The 17,843-nt window shown below is 70.4% G+C and carries 18 protein-coding genes; 10 read left to right on the plus strand and 8 right to left on the minus strand.

Annotated elements, in window-relative coordinates:
• Positions 1 to 34: 34 nt before the first annotated feature.
• Together ISP_RS00300 and ISP_RS00305 are read left to right on the plus strand one after the other, a co-directional pair.
• Complete coding sequence (locus ISP_RS00300; RefSeq protein WP_013222027.1) at positions 35 to 556, plus strand: RNA polymerase sigma factor; 522 nt, start codon at positions 35 to 37, stop codon at positions 554 to 556.
• Positions 549 to 1,442 (plus strand): CU044_5270 family protein, encoded by an 894-nt coding sequence (locus tag ISP_RS00305; RefSeq protein ID WP_013222028.1) that lies wholly within the window; start codon positions 549 to 551, stop codon positions 1,440 to 1,442. The genes ISP_RS00300 and ISP_RS00305 overlap by 8 nt, the downstream gene beginning before the upstream one ends.
• 40 nt (positions 1,443 to 1,482) lie before the next feature.
• Here ISP_RS00305 and ISP_RS00310 read toward each other — a convergent pair whose 3' ends face one another.
• Both ISP_RS00310 and ISP_RS00315 read right to left on the minus strand, forming a co-directional pair.
• Entirely contained in the window at positions 1,483 to 2,346 is an 864-nt protein-coding gene (locus ISP_RS00310) for an HpcH/HpaI aldolase/citrate lyase family protein (RefSeq protein ID WP_013222029.1), read from the minus strand.
• Positions 2,343 to 3,413 (minus strand): HpcH/HpaI aldolase/citrate lyase family protein, encoded by a 1,071-nt coding sequence (locus ISP_RS00315; protein WP_013222030.1) that lies wholly within the window; start codon positions 3,411 to 3,413, stop codon positions 2,343 to 2,345. The genes ISP_RS00310 and ISP_RS00315 overlap by 4 nt, the downstream gene beginning before the upstream one ends.
• A 423-nt stretch (positions 3,414 to 3,836) precedes the next feature.
• Between ISP_RS00315 and ISP_RS00320 the strand changes: the two genes are divergently transcribed.
• Genes ISP_RS00320 through ISP_RS00330 form a run of 3 tightly spaced genes read left to right on the plus strand, consistent with a single transcriptional unit; the run spans position 3,837 to position 6,120 of the window.
• Entirely contained in the window at positions 3,837 to 4,490 is a 654-nt protein-coding gene (locus tag ISP_RS00320) for a hypothetical protein (RefSeq protein WP_013222031.1), read from the plus strand.
• A 32-nt stretch (positions 4,491 to 4,522) separates the two neighbouring features.
• Positions 4,523 to 5,173, plus strand: a complete 651-nt coding sequence (locus ISP_RS00325) for an NAD(P)H-binding protein (RefSeq protein WP_013222032.1) — start codon at positions 4,523 to 4,525, stop codon at positions 5,171 to 5,173.
• Positions 5,170 to 6,120: a ribose-phosphate diphosphokinase gene (locus ISP_RS00330; RefSeq protein WP_013222033.1), complete on the plus strand. Its 951-nt coding sequence runs from the start codon at positions 5,170 to 5,172 to the stop codon at positions 6,118 to 6,120. The genes ISP_RS00325 and ISP_RS00330 overlap by 4 nt, the downstream gene beginning before the upstream one ends.
• On the opposite strand, the gene ISP_RS00335 is transcribed toward ISP_RS00330, so the two are convergent.
• Entirely contained in the window at positions 6,117 to 7,412 is a 1,296-nt protein-coding gene (locus ISP_RS00335; protein WP_013222034.1) for a D-arabinono-1,4-lactone oxidase, read from the minus strand. The two genes, ISP_RS00330 and ISP_RS00335, sit on opposite strands and share 4 nt — an antisense overlap.
• A gap of 86 nt (positions 7,413 to 7,498) precedes the next feature.
• Between ISP_RS00335 and ISP_RS00340 the strand changes: the two genes are divergently transcribed.
• Complete coding sequence (locus ISP_RS00340; protein ID WP_013222035.1) at positions 7,499 to 8,683, plus strand: amino acid deaminase/aldolase; 1,185 nt, start codon at positions 7,499 to 7,501, stop codon at positions 8,681 to 8,683.
• A 211-nt stretch (positions 8,684 to 8,894) separates the two neighbouring features.
• On the opposite strand, the gene ISP_RS00345 is transcribed toward ISP_RS00340, so the two are convergent.
• Positions 8,895 to 9,542: a TetR/AcrR family transcriptional regulator gene (locus ISP_RS00345; protein WP_013222036.1), complete on the minus strand. Its 648-nt coding sequence runs from the start codon at positions 9,540 to 9,542 to the stop codon at positions 8,895 to 8,897.
• Positions 9,543 to 9,672: 130 nt separating this feature from the next.
• Between ISP_RS00345 and ISP_RS00350 the strand changes: the two genes are divergently transcribed.
• Both ISP_RS00350 and ISP_RS00355 read left to right on the plus strand, forming a co-directional pair.
• Positions 9,673 to 10,989 (plus strand): GH1 family beta-glucosidase, encoded by a 1,317-nt coding sequence (locus ISP_RS00350; protein ID WP_013222037.1) that lies wholly within the window; start codon positions 9,673 to 9,675, stop codon positions 10,987 to 10,989.
• Positions 10,982 to 12,241 carry an MFS transporter gene (locus ISP_RS00355; RefSeq protein WP_013222038.1) on the plus strand — a complete coding sequence of 420 codons (1,260 nt, stop codon included), beginning with the start codon at positions 10,982 to 10,984 and terminating at the stop codon, positions 12,239 to 12,241. The genes ISP_RS00350 and ISP_RS00355 overlap by 8 nt, the downstream gene beginning before the upstream one ends.
• Before the next feature lie 383 nt (positions 12,242 to 12,624).
• Here the strand turns inward: ISP_RS00355 and ISP_RS00360 are convergent, their stop codons facing one another.
• Both ISP_RS00360 and ISP_RS00365 read right to left on the minus strand, forming a co-directional pair.
• Positions 12,625 to 13,038, minus strand: a complete 414-nt coding sequence (locus ISP_RS00360; RefSeq protein WP_013222039.1) for a hypothetical protein — start codon at positions 13,036 to 13,038, stop codon at positions 12,625 to 12,627.
• 12 nt (positions 13,039 to 13,050) lie between these two features.
• Positions 13,051 to 13,389: a hypothetical protein gene (locus ISP_RS00365; protein WP_013222040.1), complete on the minus strand. Its 339-nt coding sequence runs from the start codon at positions 13,387 to 13,389 to the stop codon at positions 13,051 to 13,053.
• Positions 13,390 to 13,707: 318 nt separating this feature from the next.
• Between ISP_RS00365 and ISP_RS00370 the strand changes: the two genes are divergently transcribed.
• Positions 13,708 to 15,093 (plus strand): helix-turn-helix transcriptional regulator, encoded by a 1,386-nt coding sequence (locus tag ISP_RS00370; protein ID WP_013222041.1) that lies wholly within the window; start codon positions 13,708 to 13,710, stop codon positions 15,091 to 15,093.
• A gap of 22 nt (positions 15,094 to 15,115) precedes the next feature.
• On the plus strand, positions 15,116 to 16,003 hold the full coding sequence (locus ISP_RS00375) for a phosphotransferase family protein (protein WP_013222042.1): 888 nt from the start codon (positions 15,116 to 15,118) through the stop codon (positions 16,001 to 16,003).
• 210 nt (positions 16,004 to 16,213) lie between these two features.
• On the opposite strand, the gene ISP_RS00380 is transcribed toward ISP_RS00375, so the two are convergent.
• Both ISP_RS00380 and ISP_RS00385 read right to left on the minus strand, forming a co-directional pair.
• Positions 16,214 to 17,242: a copper resistance D family protein gene (locus tag ISP_RS00380; protein WP_013222043.1), complete on the minus strand. Its 1,029-nt coding sequence runs from the start codon at positions 17,240 to 17,242 to the stop codon at positions 16,214 to 16,216.
• Entirely contained in the window at positions 17,242 to 17,790 is a 549-nt protein-coding gene (locus ISP_RS00385; protein WP_265049891.1) for a copper resistance CopC family protein, read from the minus strand. Before ISP_RS00385 ends, ISP_RS00380 begins: the two co-directional genes overlap by 1 nt.
• Positions 17,791 to 17,843: the final 53 nt, after the last annotated feature.

The following is a 17,843-nucleotide window of genomic DNA, read 5'->3' on the forward strand; positions in this document are numbered from 1 at the left end:
CAACCTTAGGGAACCCCATGACAGAGGCAGCCCCATGACGGCGGCCCCGGTGCTGGACAGCGAGCACTTCACGGAAGTGCACGATCGCCACTTCGCGGACATCTACCGGTACGTCGCCGGCCGCCTCGGTGCCCAGGCCGCGGAGGACGTCGCCGCCGAGACGTTCCTCGTCGCCTTCGACCGCCGGAAGACGTTCGACGCCAGTCGCGGTGACATGCGGGCCTGGCTGTTCGGCATCGCGACGAACCTGGTCTCCCGGCACCGTCGCAAGGAGGCCCGCCACTACCGCGCGCTCTCGCGGCTCGACCCGCGCGAAACCACCGAAGGGCACGAAAACCGCGTCGTCGACGCGGTCGTGGCCGCGCGGGTGGGGAAGGCGTTGTCCCGGCTTTCCACCGGGGAACGCGACGTCCTGCTGCTCGTCGCCCTCGGCGAGCTCGGCTACGCGGAGGTGGCCGAGGCGCTCGGCATCTCCCCGGGCACCGTCGGCTCCCGGCTGAACCGCGCCCGCAAGAAGCTCAACCCCGTTCTTTCCCAGGAGGCTTCCGATGAATGACCTGCAGACCCTGCGGGCCGCGCTGGTACCGGGCGACCCGGCCCAGGACGTCGTGGACCGGAGCCGGCACCGGCTGCAGAACCGGATGCTCACCGGCCCCCGCCGCCGGGTGCGTCCGCTGGCGCTCGGTGCCGGTCTCGTGACGACGGCGGCCGCGGCCGCCGTCGTGGTGGCGACCCTGCCCGGCGCCCCGGCGCCCACTCCGGTTCCCGCGCCGCAGCCCCAGGCCGTGGCCCCGGTCGTCACCGGCACGCAGGTCCTGCTGGCGGCGGCCACGGTGGCCGAGCACGCCCCGGCGGACACCGGCAAGTACTGGCACGTCAGGACCGCCTCGGACAAGCAGGTCTACGAGTACTGGTTCTCTGCCGACGGCCACCTGTGGTTCCGCGGCGCGAAGTCCAGTGGCCGGCTCATGGCACTGGGGTCGTCCCCGTTGCGGCTGGCCGGCACCACGGTGACCTTCGAGCAGCTCCGGACCCTGCCCATCGACCCGGCGGCGCTGCGGGACTGGCTCGTGAACGCGATCGCGCACAGCGGCGCGCGGACGAGTGCGGGCCCGCTGACCGCGGATGACCGGGAGCGGGAGTTGCTGCTGTCCATGGTTTCGCTGGTGTCGACGCTGCCGGCCCCACCCGCCGTGCGCGCGGCGGCCTTCCGCGCGATCGCGGCGTACCCCGGCGTCCAGGACCTCGGCGCCGTCCCGGGTGGCCGCGGCTTCATGCTGCCCGGCAACTACCGCTTGGTCGTCGACCCGTCCACCGGCCGCATCAACCGCACGTCGATGTACGTGACCGCGGACGGCGCCGTCTACGTGGTCTCCGGTGCGCAGGGCGCCGAGGCCGGTGCCCAGGTCAGTGCCGAGTGGACGGACGACCTGCCGAAGTGAACCGCACCGGTGGCCGGGCCGCGAGCCCGGCCACCGGGGTTCAGCTCTTGACGGCCTCGGCCAGCGCCAGCACCCGCCGCGCGGTGTCGACGTGCAGGTTCTCGATCATCCGGCCGTCCACGGTCACCACTCCGCGGCCTTCCTTCTGCGCTTCCTCGAAGGCCTCGATGATCCGCCGCGAGCGGTCGACCTCCTCCTCCGAAGGGGCGAAGATCCGGTTGCACGGCTCGACTTGCGCCGGGTGGATCAGCGTCTTGCCGTCGAAGCCGTACTGGCGGCCCTGCTCGCACTCGGCCTCGAAACCTTCGAGGTCCTTCACGTCGTTGTAGACGCCGTCGAGGATCACCTTGCCGGTCGCCCGGGCGGCCAGCAGGCACAGCGAGAGCCCGCCGAGCAGCGGGCCGCGGCCCGGCACGAACTCCGCGTGCAGCTCCTTGGCCAGGTCGTTCGTGCCCATCACCAGCACGGTCAGCCGCTCGGACGCCGCCGCGATCTCCTCGGCGTGCAGCATCGCGACCGGCGTCTCGACCATTGCCCAGATCTTCGTGTGCTCCGGCGCCCCGCCCAGCTCCAGCGCGCGCTCGATGTTGTGCACCTCGGCGGCGGAGTTCACCTTCGGCACGACCACCGCGGCCGGCCCGGCCGAGGCGGCCGCGCGCAGGTCGGCGTCGTGCCACTCGGTGTCGAGGCCGTTGACCCGGATGGTCACTTCGCGCTCGCCGTAGTCGCCCGAAGAAGCCGCCGCGCACACGCGTTCCCGCGCGGCTTCCTTGGCGTCGGGAGAGACAGCGTCCTCGAGGTCGAGGATCAGCGCGTCCGCCGGGATGGTCTTGGCCTTCTCCAACGCCCGCTCGTTCGCGCCGGGCAGGTAAAGAACAGAGCGTCTCGGCTTCAGCTCGGTCATCCGAGGGCCTCCTTGGTGGCGGCCTCGTAGGCCGCCGCGAGTTCGGGGTCGTCCGCCGCGAGGGCGTCGGCCAGTTCGGCGACCACGCGGCACTGCTTCACCGACGCGTCGTCCTGCATCTTCCCGTCGATCATCACCGCGCCCGTGCCGTCACCCATCTCGGCGATCACCCGGCGCGCCCAGGCCACATCGGACGGCGACGGCGAGAACACCTTCTTCGCGATGTCGATCTGCACCGGGTGCAGGCTCCACGCGCCGACGCAGCCGAGCAGGAACGCGTTGCGGAACTGGTCCTCGCAGGCGACGACGTCGCGGATGTCCCCGAACGGCCCGTAGTACGGCAGGATCCCGTGCATCGCGCACGCGTCGACCATCCGCGCCACCGTGTAGTGCCAGAGGTCCTGCTGGTAGGTCGTCCGGCCTTCGTTCAAGTCGTCGCCGGTCGGGTCGGTCCGCACCAGGTAGCCGGGGTGGCCGCCGCCGACGCGGGTCGTCTTCATCCGGCGGCTGGCCGCCAGGTCGGCCGGGCCGAGCGAGATGCCCTGCATGCGCGGGCTCGCGCCGGCGATCTCCTCCACATTGGCCACGCCGCTCGCCGTCTCGAGGATGGCGTGCACCAGCAGCGGTTTCGTCAGCCCGGCGCGCGCCTCGAGCTGGGCCAGCAGCCGGTCGACGTAGTGGATGTCCTGCGCACCCTCGACCTTCGGCACCATGATGACGTCGAGCTTGTCGCCGATCTCGGTGACGAGCGTGATCAGGTCGTCGAGCACCCACGGCGAGTCCAGGCTGTTGACGCGCGTCCACAGCTGCGTCTTCCCGAAGTCGTTCGCCTTGGCGATCGCGACCAGGCCGGCGCGCGCGGCCTCCTTGCGGTCGGCGCGGACGGCGTCCTCGAGGTTCCCGAGCAGGACGTCGACCTTCTTCGCGATGTCCGGCACCTTCGCCGCCATCTTCTCGTTGCCCGGGTCGAAGAAGTGGATCATCCGGGACGGCGTCACCGGGATCTCCCGCACGGGCGCGGGCGCGCCCAGGGCGAGCGGGGCGAAGAAGTCCTTCGGGGAGCGCATCGGTCCTCCACGGCGGGGGGCTAAGTGACTGGTGGGTAACTTTAGTCCCGGGCGCGCGGGACCGCTGCGGCGTAAGTCACCGCCGGGTGGGTGACGGCGGACATCCGCAGCTCAGCGGGTCGCGTCCACTGTGGATTTTGCCGTGGTTGCGCCGGATGGGCTAGCCGGGCCGGGTTTGGCCGATCCTGCCCCGGGTAATCGGCCGTAGCCGGACCGTAATGCCACTCACCCCGCGATCACTCGGTTGGCCGCACCGTTCGACCGAAGTCCGATGACCGCCTACCGACCGGTCATCGACCGCTGACCGCCGCCGATCGCAGCCACTCGCACTACCCGGCGACGCCACGCCGCCGCGCTGTTAGACAAGTGAGGTGCCGGTTTCCCCCGGTCACGAAGCAGTGCAGGGCAGAAGGAGGCGGACTCGTGGCGGCTACACCTCAGAACACCGAGCGCTCGACGGTCGCCGGTGGCGCGAAGCGCAGCCGGTCGATGCCGAGCCGCGTGGTGCCGCCGATCGAGCTCCCCGCGAGCGTCGACGAGCTCGCCCGCGCCGCCGCCGCCCAGCTGGGCTGGAACGGCGTCGTCCTCCCCGAGACCACGATCCTCGGCCGCAAGGTCTGCGTGGTCGCCAAGCTTCGCACCGACGTGCACGCCGAACGCATCGCGATGGGTGCCGGCCCGGTGGCCGACCGCGCCACCGTCGACACCTGGACCTGGCCGGAGCTGGCCGGAACCGCCCCCGCCCCGGCCGCCGAGATCGTCGGCGTCCTGGCCGTCGCGCGCCACTGGCGCACCGCGATGGCCTCCGCGGTTCCGTTCGCCCGCTACGGCGAGGCCGCGATGGTCCTCCCGTCCCCGGTCGTGCTGACCGAGGACTACGTCGGCAACTGCCTGCCGCGCGCCCGCGCGTACGGCCTCGCCATCGTGACCGCCGACCCGAACGCGGTCGTCGACCTCGACCTCGAGGGCCGCACCGAGCGCGTCGTGCTGGCCGAGGACCCGGTCTCCCGGCTGGTCAACGAGCTGGTCTACGACCACCTGCTCCGCACTGCCGAAGTCCCCGCTTCCCTCGACTGACGGGCCCGCTCGAACGGCTATAGGGTCGGCTCATGCGAGTCGTCATTGCTGGTGGACACGGTCAGATCGCGCTGCGGCTCGAGCGGCTGCTCGCCGCGCGCGGTGACGAAGCGATCGGCATCATCCGGAATCCCGCCCACGCGGCGGATCTCGAGGCCGCCGGCGCTCAAGCCGTCGTGCTCGACCTGGAGAACTCCGATGTGGACGCCGTCGCCGAGGTCCTGAAGGGGGCCGACGCCGCGGTGTTCGCGGCCGGCGCCGGGCCGGGCAGCGGTACCGCCCGCAAGGACACAGTGGACCGCGGCGCAGCGGCGCTGTTCGCCGAAGCGGCCGAGCGGGCCGGCGTCCGCCGGCACGTCCAGGTGGGCTCGATCGGGGCCGACAACCCGGAGAACCCCGACGTCAGCGAGGAATTCCGGCACTACCTGCGTGCCAAGCGCGCGGCGGAGGACGACCTCAAGGCCCGCGACCTCGACTGGACCATCCTCCGGCCGGGTCAGCTCACCGACGACCCCGGCACCGGCCTGGTCCTGCTGGCCGAGAACACCGGGCGCGGCCCGATCCCGCGCGACGACGTCGCCGCGGTGCTCGTCGCCCTGCTCGAGGCACCGGCTTCGGTGCACCGCACCCTGACGCTGATCTCGGGTGAGGCCGCTATCGGCGAGGCGATCTCCGCGCTGTGATCACCCAGGCATCGAGAGAAATCGCCGTCTTCAGCGGCAGCGCGCACCCCGAGCTGGCCGAAGAGATCTGCGAGCACCTCGGCGTGCCGCTGCGGCCGGTCGAGATCCAGCGGTTCGCCAACGACTGCCTCGAGGTGCAGCTACAGGCGAACTGCCGCGAGCGAGACGTCTTCATCATCCAGCCGCTGGTCAAACCGGTGCAGGAGCACCTCGTCGAGCTGCTGCTGATGCTCGACGCGGCGCGCGGCGCCTCGGCGTCCCGCATCACCGCCGTGATGCCGCACTATTCGTACGCGCGCTCCGACAAGAAGGACGCGCCACGCATCTCCATCGGCGGCCGCCTGGTCGCCGACCTGCTGGTGACCGCGGGGGCGAGCCGCGTGCTCGCCATGACCCTGCACTCGCCGCAGGTCCACGGCTTCTTCAGCGTCCCGGTGGATCACCTGCACGCGCTGCAGGAGCTGGCCAAGCACTTCCGCCAGTACGACCTTTCGCGCACCACCGTCGTCTCGCCCGACCTGGGCAACGCGAAGGAGGCGTCGCACTTCGCGCGGCTCCTCGGCGTCCAGGTCGCGGCCGGGGCGAAGGAGCGCTTCCCCGACGACCGCGTCCAGATCACATCGGTGATCGGCGAGGTCACCGGCCGGGACGTGATCGTGCTCGACGACGAGATCGCCAAGGGCAGCACGGTGCTCGAACTGCTCGACCGGCTGGCCGAGCTGGAGCCGCGCTCGATCCGCGTCGCCTGCACGCACGGGCTGTTTGCGGCGAAGGCCATCGAGCGCATCGGCAGCCGGCCGGAGGTGCTGGAGATCGTCTGCACCAACACGGTCCCGGTGCCCGAGGAAGAGCGCACCGAGAAGCTGAAGATCCTTTCGATCGCGCCGGCGATGGCCGAGGCGATCCGCCGGATCCACAACGGCGAATCGGTGTCCGCGCTGTTCTAAGCCGGACCCAGCACCCGGTCCAGATACGTGTTCGTGAAGACGCCGCTCGGGTCGGTTTCCTTGCGCACGCGCAGGAAGTCGTCGAAGTGCGGGTAGCGCGTGCGGAGGACGCCGGCGTCGAGGTCGTGCATCTTGCCCCAGTGCGGGCGGCCGCCGACGGCGCCGGCGATCTTCTCGAACGCGCTGAAGTACTCGCGGTAGGGCATGCCGATGAACTGGTGGATGGCGATGTAGGCGGAGTCGCGGCCCTGCGCGGTCGACAGCCAGATGTCGTCGGCGGCGGCGACCCGCACCTCGACCGGGAACATCACCGGGTCCTTCAGTGTCGGCACTACAGCGCGTAGTTCGGCCAGCACGTCGAGCACTGATTCACGTGGAACAGCGTATTCCGTTTCGGTGAACCGGACGTCGCGCGCGGTGACGAAGACGCGGTGCGAGAGGTCGCTGTAGTCGCGCGCGCTCAGGACGTTCGAGGCGAAGCTGCCAAGCGACGGCACGAGCTTCGGCATCAGCCGGCCGGCCCGGCAGAGCCCGCCGAAGGCGACGTTCTCCATGATCCGGTAGTCGACGAACTCCCGGACCTTGCTGAGCGGCTGCGGCGTCTCGGTCCGGTTGTTGCGCTTGACCAGTGCGTTCTTGCCGTAGGGGAACCAGTAGAACTCGAAGTGCTCGTTTTCGTCGGCGAAGTCGTGGAAGCCCTCGAGAACCTGCTCCAGCGGCTCCGGCCGTTCCTGCGCGCGCAGGACGAACGACGGCTCGCACGCGAGCGTCACCGTGGTGAGCACGCCGAGCGCACCGAGCCCGACGCGGGCAGCGGCGAAGAGGTCGGGCTTTTCTTCGGCCGAACAGGTGACGACCGAGCCGTCCGCGAGGACGAGTTCGAGCGCGACGACCTGGGTGGCGAGGCCGCCGAGCTTCGCGCCGGTGCCGTGGGTGCCGGTGGAAATCGCGCCGGCGACGGTCTGCGCGTCGATGTCCCCGAGGTTGGTCATGGCCAGCCCGAGCGCGTCGAGGGCGGCGTTGAGATCGCGCAGCGTGGTGCCGGAGCGGACGGTGACGTGCCCGGTCGCCAGGTCCACCCGCTCGACGCCGGTCCACTGGCGCAGGTCGAGCGCGTCGGAGTCGGCGGCGGCGATGGCGGTGAAGGAGTGCCCGCTGCCCCAGGGGCGCACGGTGCGGCCGGCCGCCGCGATGCTCGCGACCGTCGCCGCGATCTCCGCCGTGTCGCGCGGCTGGTGAACGTGTTGGGGCGAGGCGGACACCGTGCCCGCCCAGTTGGTCCACCGGGTCATGCGCGTGCACCCTTCATCCAGGAGTGCCCGAAACAGTAAGTGAATAGTATTCGCGTTTCAAGGCTTGTTGTCGTACTTTAGACCTCGTGACCGGTGCGACGGAGTACGACTTGGCGACCAAGGACCTCGATCCGCCCTTGGCCGTGGTCGACTTGGCGGCGTTCGACGCGAACGCGGCCGACCTCCGCCGCCGCGCGGCCGGCAAGCCGATCCGCGTCGTCAGCAAGTCGGTCCGCTGCCGCGCGCTGCTGGAGCGGGCGCTGACGATGCCGGGCTTCGAGGGCCTGATGTGCTACTCGCTGGCGGAAGCGGTCTGGCACATCGAGCAGGGCACGACCGATGACATCGTCGTCGCCTACCCGACGGCGGACCACGAAGCCCTTCGCCGCCTGGCCACGTCCGACCGCGCCCGCGCGGCGATCGCGATCATGGTCGATTCCCCCGAGCACCTGGACCTGGTGGACGCGGCCCTCGGCCACGGCCACCCGGAGATCCGGGTGTGCCTGGAACTGGACGCATCCTGGCGCCCCTTCCCGGGCATCCACGTCGGCACGCGGCGTTCGCCGGTGTTCACCCCGAAGCAGGCATCGACGTTCGCCCGCCAGATCGTCGCCCGCCCGGGCTTCCGCCTGGTGGGCGTGATGGCGTACGAGGGCCAGATCGCGGGTCTCGGCGACGCGGCCGGCCACCGCCTCAACCGGGCACTGGTGGGCTGGATGCAACGCCGGTCGGCGGCCGAGCTGGCCCGCCGCCGCGGCGAAGCGGTCCGAGCGGTCCAGGCGGTGACGCCCCTGGAGTTCGTCAACGGAGGCGGAACGGGCAGCCTCGAGACAACGGGCGCCGACGCGGTGGTCACGGAAATCGCGGCGGGCTCGGGCTTGATCGGCCCCACGCTCTTCGACGGTTACACCCGCTTCAAGCCCCGCCCGGCGGCGCTGTTCGCCCTGCCGGTGGTCCGCCGCCCCACCCGCAACATCGCAACCCTCTTCTCGGGCGGCTACATCGCCTCGGGCCCGACGGGCCCTTCCCGCCAGCCGAAGCCGTACTTGCCGAGGGGCTTGAAGTTCCTCGGGTTCGAGGGAGCGGGCGAGGTCCAGACACCGGTGACGGGCCGAGCGGCGCGAAGCTTGAAACTGGGCGACCGGGTCTGGCTGCGCCACGCCAAGGCGGGCGAGCTGGCCGAGCGGTTCACCCACTACCACCTGGTGCTCGGCGACCGAGTGGAGCGAACGGTCCCAACCTATCGGGGCGAAAACCAGAACTTCGGCTGACGGCGGCTCATCGGACGGGCAGCTGACCCCAACCGCAGTCCGCAACCCCGCCGGACGACGGGCCTGTGGGGGCCGTCCCCGCCCTCGGAAACTCCCCCACCCTCCCGGGGGGCGTGCCCAAGTCCAGTCTATCGGCCCCCACCGACAACCCACCCCAAAACCACCCAGTTGTCCACAGCTGTGCATACCTGTGGACAACTTCTGTGGACAGCTAGGACCGCTCCCCGAACCGAGCCGCCAAGTACCCCTTCACCACGTACTTCGCCTCGGCGACGATCTTCTCGTCCCCGCTGGGCTCCTTCCGGAACGCCAGCTTCAACAGCGCATCCGCCACCTCGTTCGCGATCCCGATCGCGAACCGCAGGTCCTCCACCGGCCGGTCCACCTGGGTCGCCACCAGATCGGTCAGCGAATCCACGATCACCGCGTTGTTGTCGCGCGTCTCGTCCAGCAGCTGGCGGTCGATGATGTCGCCGAAGTGGACCTTCGAAAATCCCGGCACCGTCCGGTGCATCTCGAGGTAGATGTCGAGGATCGAGTCCACGACGTCCCACCAGTGCTCCGGCCCCAGCTGCTTCAGCCGCTCGTTCACCGCGCCCACGAAACGTTCCAGATTCCGTGCGGTGAGCGCCTGGACGACCGCGCGCTTGTCCGGGAAGAACTGGTACAGCGAACCGACGGCGACGCCGGCCCGCTTGGCGATCAACGTCGTCGTCAGCGCGTCGTAACCTAGCTCGTCGATCAACGCCGCGCTCGCGTCGAGCATCTGCTCGACCCGCTTCGCGCTTCGCTGCTGGACCGGTTGACGGCGTAAGGGGGTGGCTTCTGCCGGCACCTTCGCGGCCTGGATGTCGGACACGGCGCTCCTCCTCGTCTGATCTGGGACTTTATCGTGCCGACGGGCTTCCCCACGGACGAGTGAAGACCTAGTATATGAGAACTTTTCATGTTCACCCTTACGGGTGCCCTGACGAAGGGGTCAGCAGCCGGTGCAGAACCCGATCTTCCCGCCCGACTTCCTCTGGGGTGTTTCGACATCGGCGTTCCAGATCGAAGGTGCCACCAGCGAAGGTGGGCGCGGACCGTCCATCTGGGACACGTTCACCGCGACCGAGGGCAAGATCGCCCGCGGTGAACAAGCCAACGTAGCCGCCGACCACTACCACCGCTACCCCGAAGACATCGCGCTGATGGCGGAACTCGGCGTCGGCGCCTACCGGATGTCCATCGCCTGGCCCCGCATCCAGCCCGACGGCAAGGGCGCGCCCAACCCCGAAGGCCTCGGCTTCTACGACAAGCTCATCGACGCCGTCTGCGAAGCCGGCATCGTCCCCGCCGTCACGCTCTACCACTGGGACACCCCCCAAGCCATCGAAGACGAGGGCGGCTGGCTCTCCCGGGCGACCGCTGAGCGCTTCGCCGAATACGCCCAGGTCATCGGAGACCGCTTCGCCGATCGGGTGAAGCTGTGGATTCCGCTCAACGAGCCGATGGTCATGTCCATCTTCGGTTACGGCATCGGGGAGTACGCGCCCGGCCAGGTGCTGCTGCTCGACGCCATCCCGACCGCGCACCACCAGAACCTCGCGCACGGCCTCGCCGTCCAAGCCCTTCGCGCGGCCGGCGCCACGAACATCGGCACGGCCAACAACCATTCGCCCATCTGGCCCGCCGACGACGACGCCCGAGACGCGGCGGAGTACCTCGACGCCCTGCTCAACCGGCTCTACGCCGACCCGATGCTGCTCGGCAGCTACCCCGAGCAGCTCCACCAGCACCTCCCCGCCGGGTTCGCCGACGACCTGCCCACCATCGCGCAGCCGCTCGATTTCTACGGCGTCAACTACTACGAGCCGCAGGGGGTCGCGATGCCCGGCCCGGGCAACCCGCTGCCCTTCGAGCTGCGCGACATCGAGGGCTACCCGATGACGACCAACGACTCGCCGATCGTCCCGCACGCCCTGCGCGAGCTGCTGCTGGACTTCCACCACCGCTACCAGGACAAGCTCCCCCCGATCCAGATCACCGAAAACGGCTGCAGTTTCGCCGACGAAGTCGCCGAAGACGGCGGTGTCCACGACCCCGAACGCATCGACTTCCTGCACAGTCACCTCGTCGCGCTGCGCGAGGCGATGGACGCCGGTGTCGACGTCCGTGGCTACTTCTGCTGGTCCCTGATGGACAATTTCGAGTGGTCCAAGGGCTACGCGCCGCGCTTCGGCCTGGTGCACGTCGACTACGAGACCCTGCGGCGGACGCCGAAGGACTCGTTCCACTGGTACCGGAAGCTGGTGCGGAATGAGTGAAACGACCCAGGTCGTCCCCGAGGCGCTGGCCGAACCCGTCGTGCGGGTGCGGCCCGGCTGGATGAGCCTGCTGTTCTTCGCGAACATCGCGCTCTGGCTCGGCGTCTACGCGCCGATCCAGGTGCTGCTGCCACAGCAGGCCGAACTGCTCGACAAGGTGAACAAGGAGTTCGTGCTCGGCCTGGTGATGGGCGTCGGCGCGGTCGTGGCGCTGGTCGTCAACCCGGCCGTCGGGCTGCTGTCGGACCGGACGTGCTCGCGGTTCGGCCGTCGCCACCCGTGGACGGTGGTCGGCGCGGCGGTCGCCGCCGTCGGGCTGCTGGTACTGGCGTTCGCGCCGAACGTCGCGCTGCTGATCACCGGCTGGTGCCTGGTCCAGGCCGGGCTCAACGGGATGCTCGCGACGCTGATGTCCGCCATCGCCGACCGGGTGCCGATCGGGCAGCGTGCGCAGGTCGGCGGGCTCGTCGGGATCGCGCAGATGCTCGGCACCGTGCTGGGCGCGATCGTGGTCGTCCTCGTGGCCGGCTTCGCCGGATTGGCGCCGGCCTACGCGGTCTGCGCCGGGATCGTCGTGGCCGGAGCCGCGTTCTTCGTCCTGCGCACACCGGACGCGCACCTGCCGGTGGAGTTCCGGCCGTCGGCCAAAGCCGGTGAGGTGCTGCGCAACCTCTGGGTCTCCCCGCGGCGGTTCCCGGACTTCGCGTGGGCGTGGTCCTGCCACTTCATGATCAACCTCGGCAACGCGTTCGGGACGCTGTACCTGCTGTTCTTCCTCCAGGACGCGGTGCACTACCCCGATCCGGACACCGGGCTGATCATCATGATGGTGCTCTACGGCGTCGCTCTCGTGGCCGGCGCGGTGCTCGCGGGGCACTTCTCCGACAGGTCCGGCCGGCGCAAGCCGTACGTCCTGGCGGCCTCCGGTGTGATGGCCTTGGCCGCTCTGCTCCTGGTCGTCTGGCAGAGCTGGCCGGTCGCGCTCGTGGCGTCCCCGCTGCTCGGCGTCGGGTTCGGGGCGTACATGGCGGTCGCGCTGGCGATGCTGACGCAGGTGCTCCCGACGGCGCAGGACCGCGCGAAGGACCTCGGCGTCATCAACATCGCGAACTCGCTGCCGCAGGTGCTGGCCCCGCTGGTGACGCCGCTGGTGCTCGCCTACCTCGGCGGCTACTCGGGACTCTTCGCGGCTTCGGCGGTCGCGACGCTCCTGGCCGCGGTGCTCGTGTTGCGGGTGAAGGCCGTCCGCTAAGCACAAACACGTGAAGGCCACACCCAGTGCTGCTGGGTGTGGCCTTCACGGCGTTTCAGGGATGGAACCGCGGGCCGGTGCCGGTCGGGGGAGGGGAGTGCAACGGCACCGGCCCGCGGAATTCGAGGGCCGCTCTCAGGCGGGGCGACGGCCGGATCAGACCCTTGATCCAACGCCGTCTTCGATGATCAATCTAGCGGGGGATTACCGCCTGGGCTAGGCCTAACGCGGATATTTTTCGATTAATCGCGGTGGGGACCGGGTGGTGGCCGAGGACCGGTTCGCGCTGCTCGGGGGTGCGGGCGAAACGGTCCTCGGCCGAGGCGAGTGCCGGCGCGGGTCCGATGGGGCGATCGGCCGGCCGCGGCTCGCCTGTCAGGGGGTCAGGCCGTGACCGCTCGGCGCGGGTTCACGAGCGCGTGGCGACCGGTGGTCTCGGCCGCGGTGGGCGGCGCGGGGTGGGCGGGGACGGGGCTCTTGCGGCGGCCTTGGAGCCGGCTGTCGGCCGACTGCTGTTGCGGGGCCAGGCCGCCGGCTACCAGGTGTTCGTGCGCGACCTGCCAGACCGAGCACGGCGCCTTGCAGCGGTGCCACCGGGTCGAGCAGGTCGGGCAGTCACCGCGCTCGTCGGGCTCGTGCATCTTCAGCATCGCGCGCCACGCCTCGGTCAACCGGGGCAGTTCGGAGCGAGCGACCGAGACGAGCGATTGGGCGTCGGCGCGGTTCGCCAGGTCGGTCAGCATGTCGAGACGCTCCCAGACCGCGTTGCGGAGGACCTGCCCGAGTACCTGATCCATGTCAGCTCACCGTTACCTTTCCGCCATCTTGGCGGCTTCGTTGAGCGCGGCGCGCAGCTGTCCGAGCTGGCCGGACGTCAGCCGCGCGGTCTCGCCGGGAGGCGAGACCAGTACCACCTGGTTGTCTTCGACGAACACCGTGACCGCCCGCTCGCGGCTGATGAGGTCGCCGCACTGCACACGCCACACCAGCTGACCGCCCTCGTAGTGGCGGACGCTCGCGGTGCGGGGGTCGACCGCGGCAGCGGGGGTTACGGGGCGGACGGTGGAGACGGGAGGGACCGTCGCCGGCCGCACGGCGCGGGTCGCCGTGCCGGCATGTCCCCCTGCGAACGAGTCCACGAACTCCACGCCCTTCTCCGCTCTGTCGAAAGTCTCCGAAGATGCCTTCTGCAACATCGCTTTGTCACAACGCTGCGGTTCTCGTAGCTCTCCGTGATCGCTACCGGTGTGCGGCCGGTGACGGAGATCTGACAACTACAGTGAGGTGAAACCGAGTGCGATAGAAGGTGGAATCGGCGTCATAGCGGTGACTGGACTCGGTTCCACGGTAAGCGGTCAGCGGACTTCGCCCGGGCCGATCAGGGCACCAGTTCGGCTGTTCACACGGTTCGCCAGGTTTGCCTACGCTGTTTTACAGACGCCCGACCGGACAGTGGAGGGGGCGCGATGGACGCCAGTAACGGTGGCAGTGCCGACACGCGGCAGAGCCACGCGGTTCCCGCTGACGCGTGGGAGCAGCCGGAGATGAGAACGGCTCTCGCGTCGCGCGAGATCAGCGCCGTGTACCGGCTCCTGCGCAAGCACGGTGTCTCGCAGCGCCAGATCGCCGCGATGACCGGCCAATCCCAGTCCGAGGTGTCGGAGATCCTCAAGGGTCGCCAGGTCATGGCCTACGACGTGCTCACGCGGATCGCCGACGGCCTGGGCGTCCCCCGTGGATACATGGGCCTCGCCTACGACGAGGCCACGGCGATACGCGTCGTCGGCTCCGCCGACGGCCAGCAGGCTGAGGAGGACGAGTCCGTGAAGCGACGGAGGTTCCTCGCGCACGCTGCCCAGGTCACGATGGGCGCGGCAGTGTTCGGTCCCGAATCGGGCACCTGGGCGGCCGGACCGGCCAGGACGCCGGCGCCCGGGCGCATCGGCATGACCGACGTCCGCCAGGTCGAAGCCGCGACGCGGGCGCTCCGGGCGCTCGACTACCAGTACGGCGGCGGGTTCTGCCGCGATGCCGTCGTGGCCCAGCTGTCCTGGGGCCAGCAGATGCTGGAGGCGCACGGCACCGAGCTGGTGAAGAACCGGCTGTACGTGGCGCTCGCCGACCTCCACTCGCTGGCCGGCTGGACCTCCTTCGACACCGGGCTGATGGACTCGGCGCGGGGTCACTTCGCGAACGCGCTGGACCTGGCCAAGCAGGGCGAGAACCACCCGCTGGTGGCCAACGTGCTCTACCGGATGGGCCGCGTCTACCTGCACCAGGACGCTCCGAACGACGCGCTGAAGCTGTTCCAGCTGGGCCAGATCGCCGCTCAGGAAAGCGGTTCCGAGCTGGCCGTCTCCGTGCTCTGCGCGAACGAAGCCTGGGCCTACGCGATGATGGGCAACGAAGAGCAGGCGGTGAAGCTGCTCGGCCGGAGCAAGGACGAGTTCGAGCGCGCCAACCTGGCCGAAGCCGAGTCGTGGGTCAAGTTCTTCACCGAGACCGACGTCTACGCGATGGTCGGGACCGTCCACACGGTCCTCGCGCAGAAGAACGCCGAGCACACCAAGTACGCGATCCCGGCGCTGACCAAGGCCGTCGAGACCTACGACGACGAAATGGCCCGCTCCAAGACGTTCATGCTGAGCGCGCTCGCCACCAACCACCTGCTGGACGGCGACCTCGACCACGGCGCGAAGGTCGGCGGCAAGGCCATCGACTGCGCCGAGGGCATCAAGTCGGAGCGCGTCAAGGACCGGATGCGGCCTCTGCAGGAAGAGGCCGAACGCCGCCGCAACAACGCCGACGCCCGTGACCTCGCCGACCGCCTCCACGCTTTCTACGCCGCATAGCACCGAAGGCGCCGGCGCGGTTTTGGACGGCCGGTTCACCTCCGGGAAGCTGCGCGGCGTGCTGGCCGAGACCTGCGCGCTGCTGGGCCTCGACCCGGCGGGCGCGCGGCTGCTGCGGTTCACCAACAACGCGGTGTATGCGCTGGTCACGGCCCCCTTCGTGGTCCGGATCGTCGGCTCGACGCAGCTGCGGCACCGGGTCGGCACGGTCGTCCGCGTGGCCCGGCACTTCGAACACCACGGCGTCCCCGCGATCCGGCTGCTCGGCGACGTCGAACAGCCCCTGGAGGTCGGCGGCCACCTGGTGACCGTGTGGCACCAGGTGCCGAGCATCGGCCGGGCCGCGACGTCCGTCGACCTGGCCCGGCTGCTGCGCCAGGTCCACGCGCTGCCCCCGCCGCCCGGCCTCGCCGAGTGGGCGCCGTTCGCCGCCGTGCGAGCCCGGGTGTCCGACGCCGAAGAGATCAGCGACACCGACCGGAAGTTCCTCCTCGACCGCTGCGCCGAGCTCGAAGCCGAGCTCGCCGAGCTGGAGTTTCCGCTGCCCAGGGGCCTGGTCCACGGCGACGCGTACCCCGGCAACGTCATCCCGGGGCCGGACGGTCCGGTGCTCTGCGACTTCGATTCCTCGTGCGTCGGGCCGCCGGAATGGGACCTGACGCCGCTGGCGGTCGGCCGCGAGCGGTTCGGCGACCCGCCGGTGGGCTACCGGACGTTCGCCGCGGCGTACGGCTTCGACGTGACGTCCTGGCCCGGCTTCGCCGTCCTCCGGGGCATCCGCGAGCTGAAGCTGACGACCAGCGTGCTGCCGATCCTGCGCAGCCGGCCCCAGGTCCGGCCGGAGCTGTACCGGCGTCTGGACGACCTCCGGAACGCGCGGACCGACACGCGGTGGACGCGTTACCGTTGACCGTCATCTGTCACTTGGTGTGATCGACACCACAGTCTGCACGTGCATTCGACGACGGCAAATGACCGTTCGTCGCATCCAAAAGGCGGCCCGCTCTGGGTAGAAAGTTCGGCCCGACCGGTCAACCCCAATGGGTCACCGGTCATCCCAATGCGCAAGTTGCAGCTACTCGCCGTGACCTCGCACCGGCTCCTACCTGCGCTGACGACGTCAGGAGGCGACGACGGGCGCCCGCGTCAGCACGACGGCGAACCCGAAGGCGAGTCCCATCACGGTCAGCTCGAGCGTTGCCCACGAGGCGAGCGCCGTCCGGTCGTGGCGGACGATCCGGGGTATCAGGCGCCAGCGGACGTGGGCCCCGAGCACCGCGATGACGCCGGTGCACCCCAGCTTGAGGACGAGCAGCTGCCCGTAAGGCGTCGTGAAGATCGCCGTCCAGAACCCGATGGTCGGGTTGAGCGAGATCTCGACCAGGCCGTTGAACAGCCCGGTGGCGGCGGAGATGGCCAGGCAGAGCGTCGCGAGCTTCGAGAACCGGGGCAGCGCGTGCGCCAGCAGCGTCCGGTTCGCCACCAGGAGCACGGTCATCGCGCCGAGGCCGCCGGTCCAGGCGACCGCGCTCATCACGTGCAGCTCCATCGAGATCATCGTGTAGTCGTGGTAGTTCCAGTTCGACGCGTGCCCGGTGACCGGCAGCGGCAGCAGCGCGAACAGGCCGAGCCCGACGCGGACCTCGGCGGGCACCTTCTCGCCGAAGCGCAGCGCCAGCGCGCTGATTCCGGCGTGGACGAGCGCGAGCGCGGCCACGATGACGAGCGCTTTCCCGGCGCCGACGTCGGCGATGTACCGGCCGATGTCGGACGGCGCGAGCGTCGACGAGCCCGGTTTGTACTCCGCGGTCTGCAGGATCAGGGCGACAACCGCGGCCGTGGCCCAGACGAGCGCGGCCGCGACGCCCGCCGGGCGGGCCAGCCGCATGATCGGCTCGGTCAGCTTCGGCCGGTCGTAGCCGACGAGCACGGACAGCAGCGCGAGGCCGATCGTGGTGACCGCGGCGAGGTCCAGCAGGACCCGGACGACCGGGATGCCGGCCGAGACCACCGCGCTGGGCTCCACCACACCGGGTACCGGGGCGGTGGACATGAGCGCGACGCCGATCAGGGCGCCGAGCAGGGCCGCCGTCACGACGCAGAGCAGCGTCGAATAGCGGACCTTCGTGGTGGCCTCGGCCTGGGTCATCAGTTCTTCTCTTCCACCGACCGGCCGGACCGCAGGGCCACGGTCAGCCCGATCGCCAGCAGCACGACCGCGCCGGCGATCCAGACCCAGATCGGCACCCCGGTCGACGACGGCTGCGGCGCCGCCGACGAGGAGCCGCCCGGCGACCTCGCCGCGTCGACGGTCGCCGGCGTGCCGGTGCCCGCGGTCGTCAGGGTGAAGGAGAGCTCACCGGTCACGGGGTGGCCGTCCGCGGACAGCACGCGGTAGCCGACGGTGTACTTCCCGGCCGGCCCGAGCGGCCGCAGCGGCGCGGTGATGACGTTGTTCACCACGCCGATCGGCCCTTCGGCCCACTGGCCGCCGCCGGGTCCGGTCACCGCGACCTGGTTGACGTCCGCGCCCTGCACGTACTGGTCGAAGGTCAGGCTGATCTTCGGCGGCCCGGCGGCGACGGACGAGCCGTTCGCCGGGTCCGAGGAGATCAGCACGTTGTGCGCCAGCGCCGGGGGGGGGGGGGGGCGCCCCCCCCCCCCCCCCCAAACCCCCCCCCCCCCCCCCCCCGCCACAAACCCCCCAACCACACGCCCCCCCCCGCCCCCCCCCCGCCGCCCCCCGCGGG

This window comes from Amycolatopsis mediterranei, assembly GCF_026017845.1.
Classification (GTDB): domain Bacteria; phylum Actinomycetota; class Actinomycetes; order Mycobacteriales; family Pseudonocardiaceae; genus Amycolatopsis; species Amycolatopsis mediterranei.

Bases quoted from the DNA above. Each gene is read 5' to 3' on its own strand.
- ISP_RS00380 (WP_013222043.1), bottom strand. From the start codon at position 17,242: ATGACCCAGGCCGAGGCCACCACGAAGGTCCGCTATTCGACGCTGCTC.
- ISP_RS00355 (WP_013222038.1), top strand. From the start codon at position 10,982: ATGAGTGAAACGACCCAGGTCGTCCCCGAGGCGCTGGCCGAACCCGTC.
- ISP_RS00370 (WP_013222041.1), top strand. From the start codon at position 13,708: ATGGACGCCAGTAACGGTGGCAGTGCCGACACGCGGCAGAGCCACGCG.
- ISP_RS00300 (WP_013222027.1), top strand. From the start codon at position 35: ATGACGGCGGCCCCGGTGCTGGACAGCGAGCACTTCACGGAAGTGCAC.
- ISP_RS00360 (WP_013222039.1), bottom strand. From the start codon at position 13,038: ATGGATCAGGTACTCGGGCAGGTCCTCCGCAACGCGGTCTGGGAGCGT.
- ISP_RS00335 (WP_013222034.1), bottom strand. From the start codon at position 7,412: ATGACCCGGTGGACCAACTGGGCGGGCACGGTGTCCGCCTCGCCCCAA.
- ISP_RS00325 (WP_013222032.1), top strand. From the start codon at position 4,523: ATGCGAGTCGTCATTGCTGGTGGACACGGTCAGATCGCGCTGCGGCTC.
- ISP_RS00315 (WP_013222030.1), bottom strand. From the start codon at position 3,413: ATGCGCTCCCCGAAGGACTTCTTCGCCCCGCTCGCCCTGGGCGCGCCC.
- ISP_RS00310 (WP_013222029.1), bottom strand. From the start codon at position 2,346: ATGACCGAGCTGAAGCCGAGACGCTCTGTTCTTTACCTGCCCGGCGCG.
- ISP_RS00305 (WP_013222028.1), top strand. From the start codon at position 549: ATGAATGACCTGCAGACCCTGCGGGCCGCGCTGGTACCGGGCGACCCG.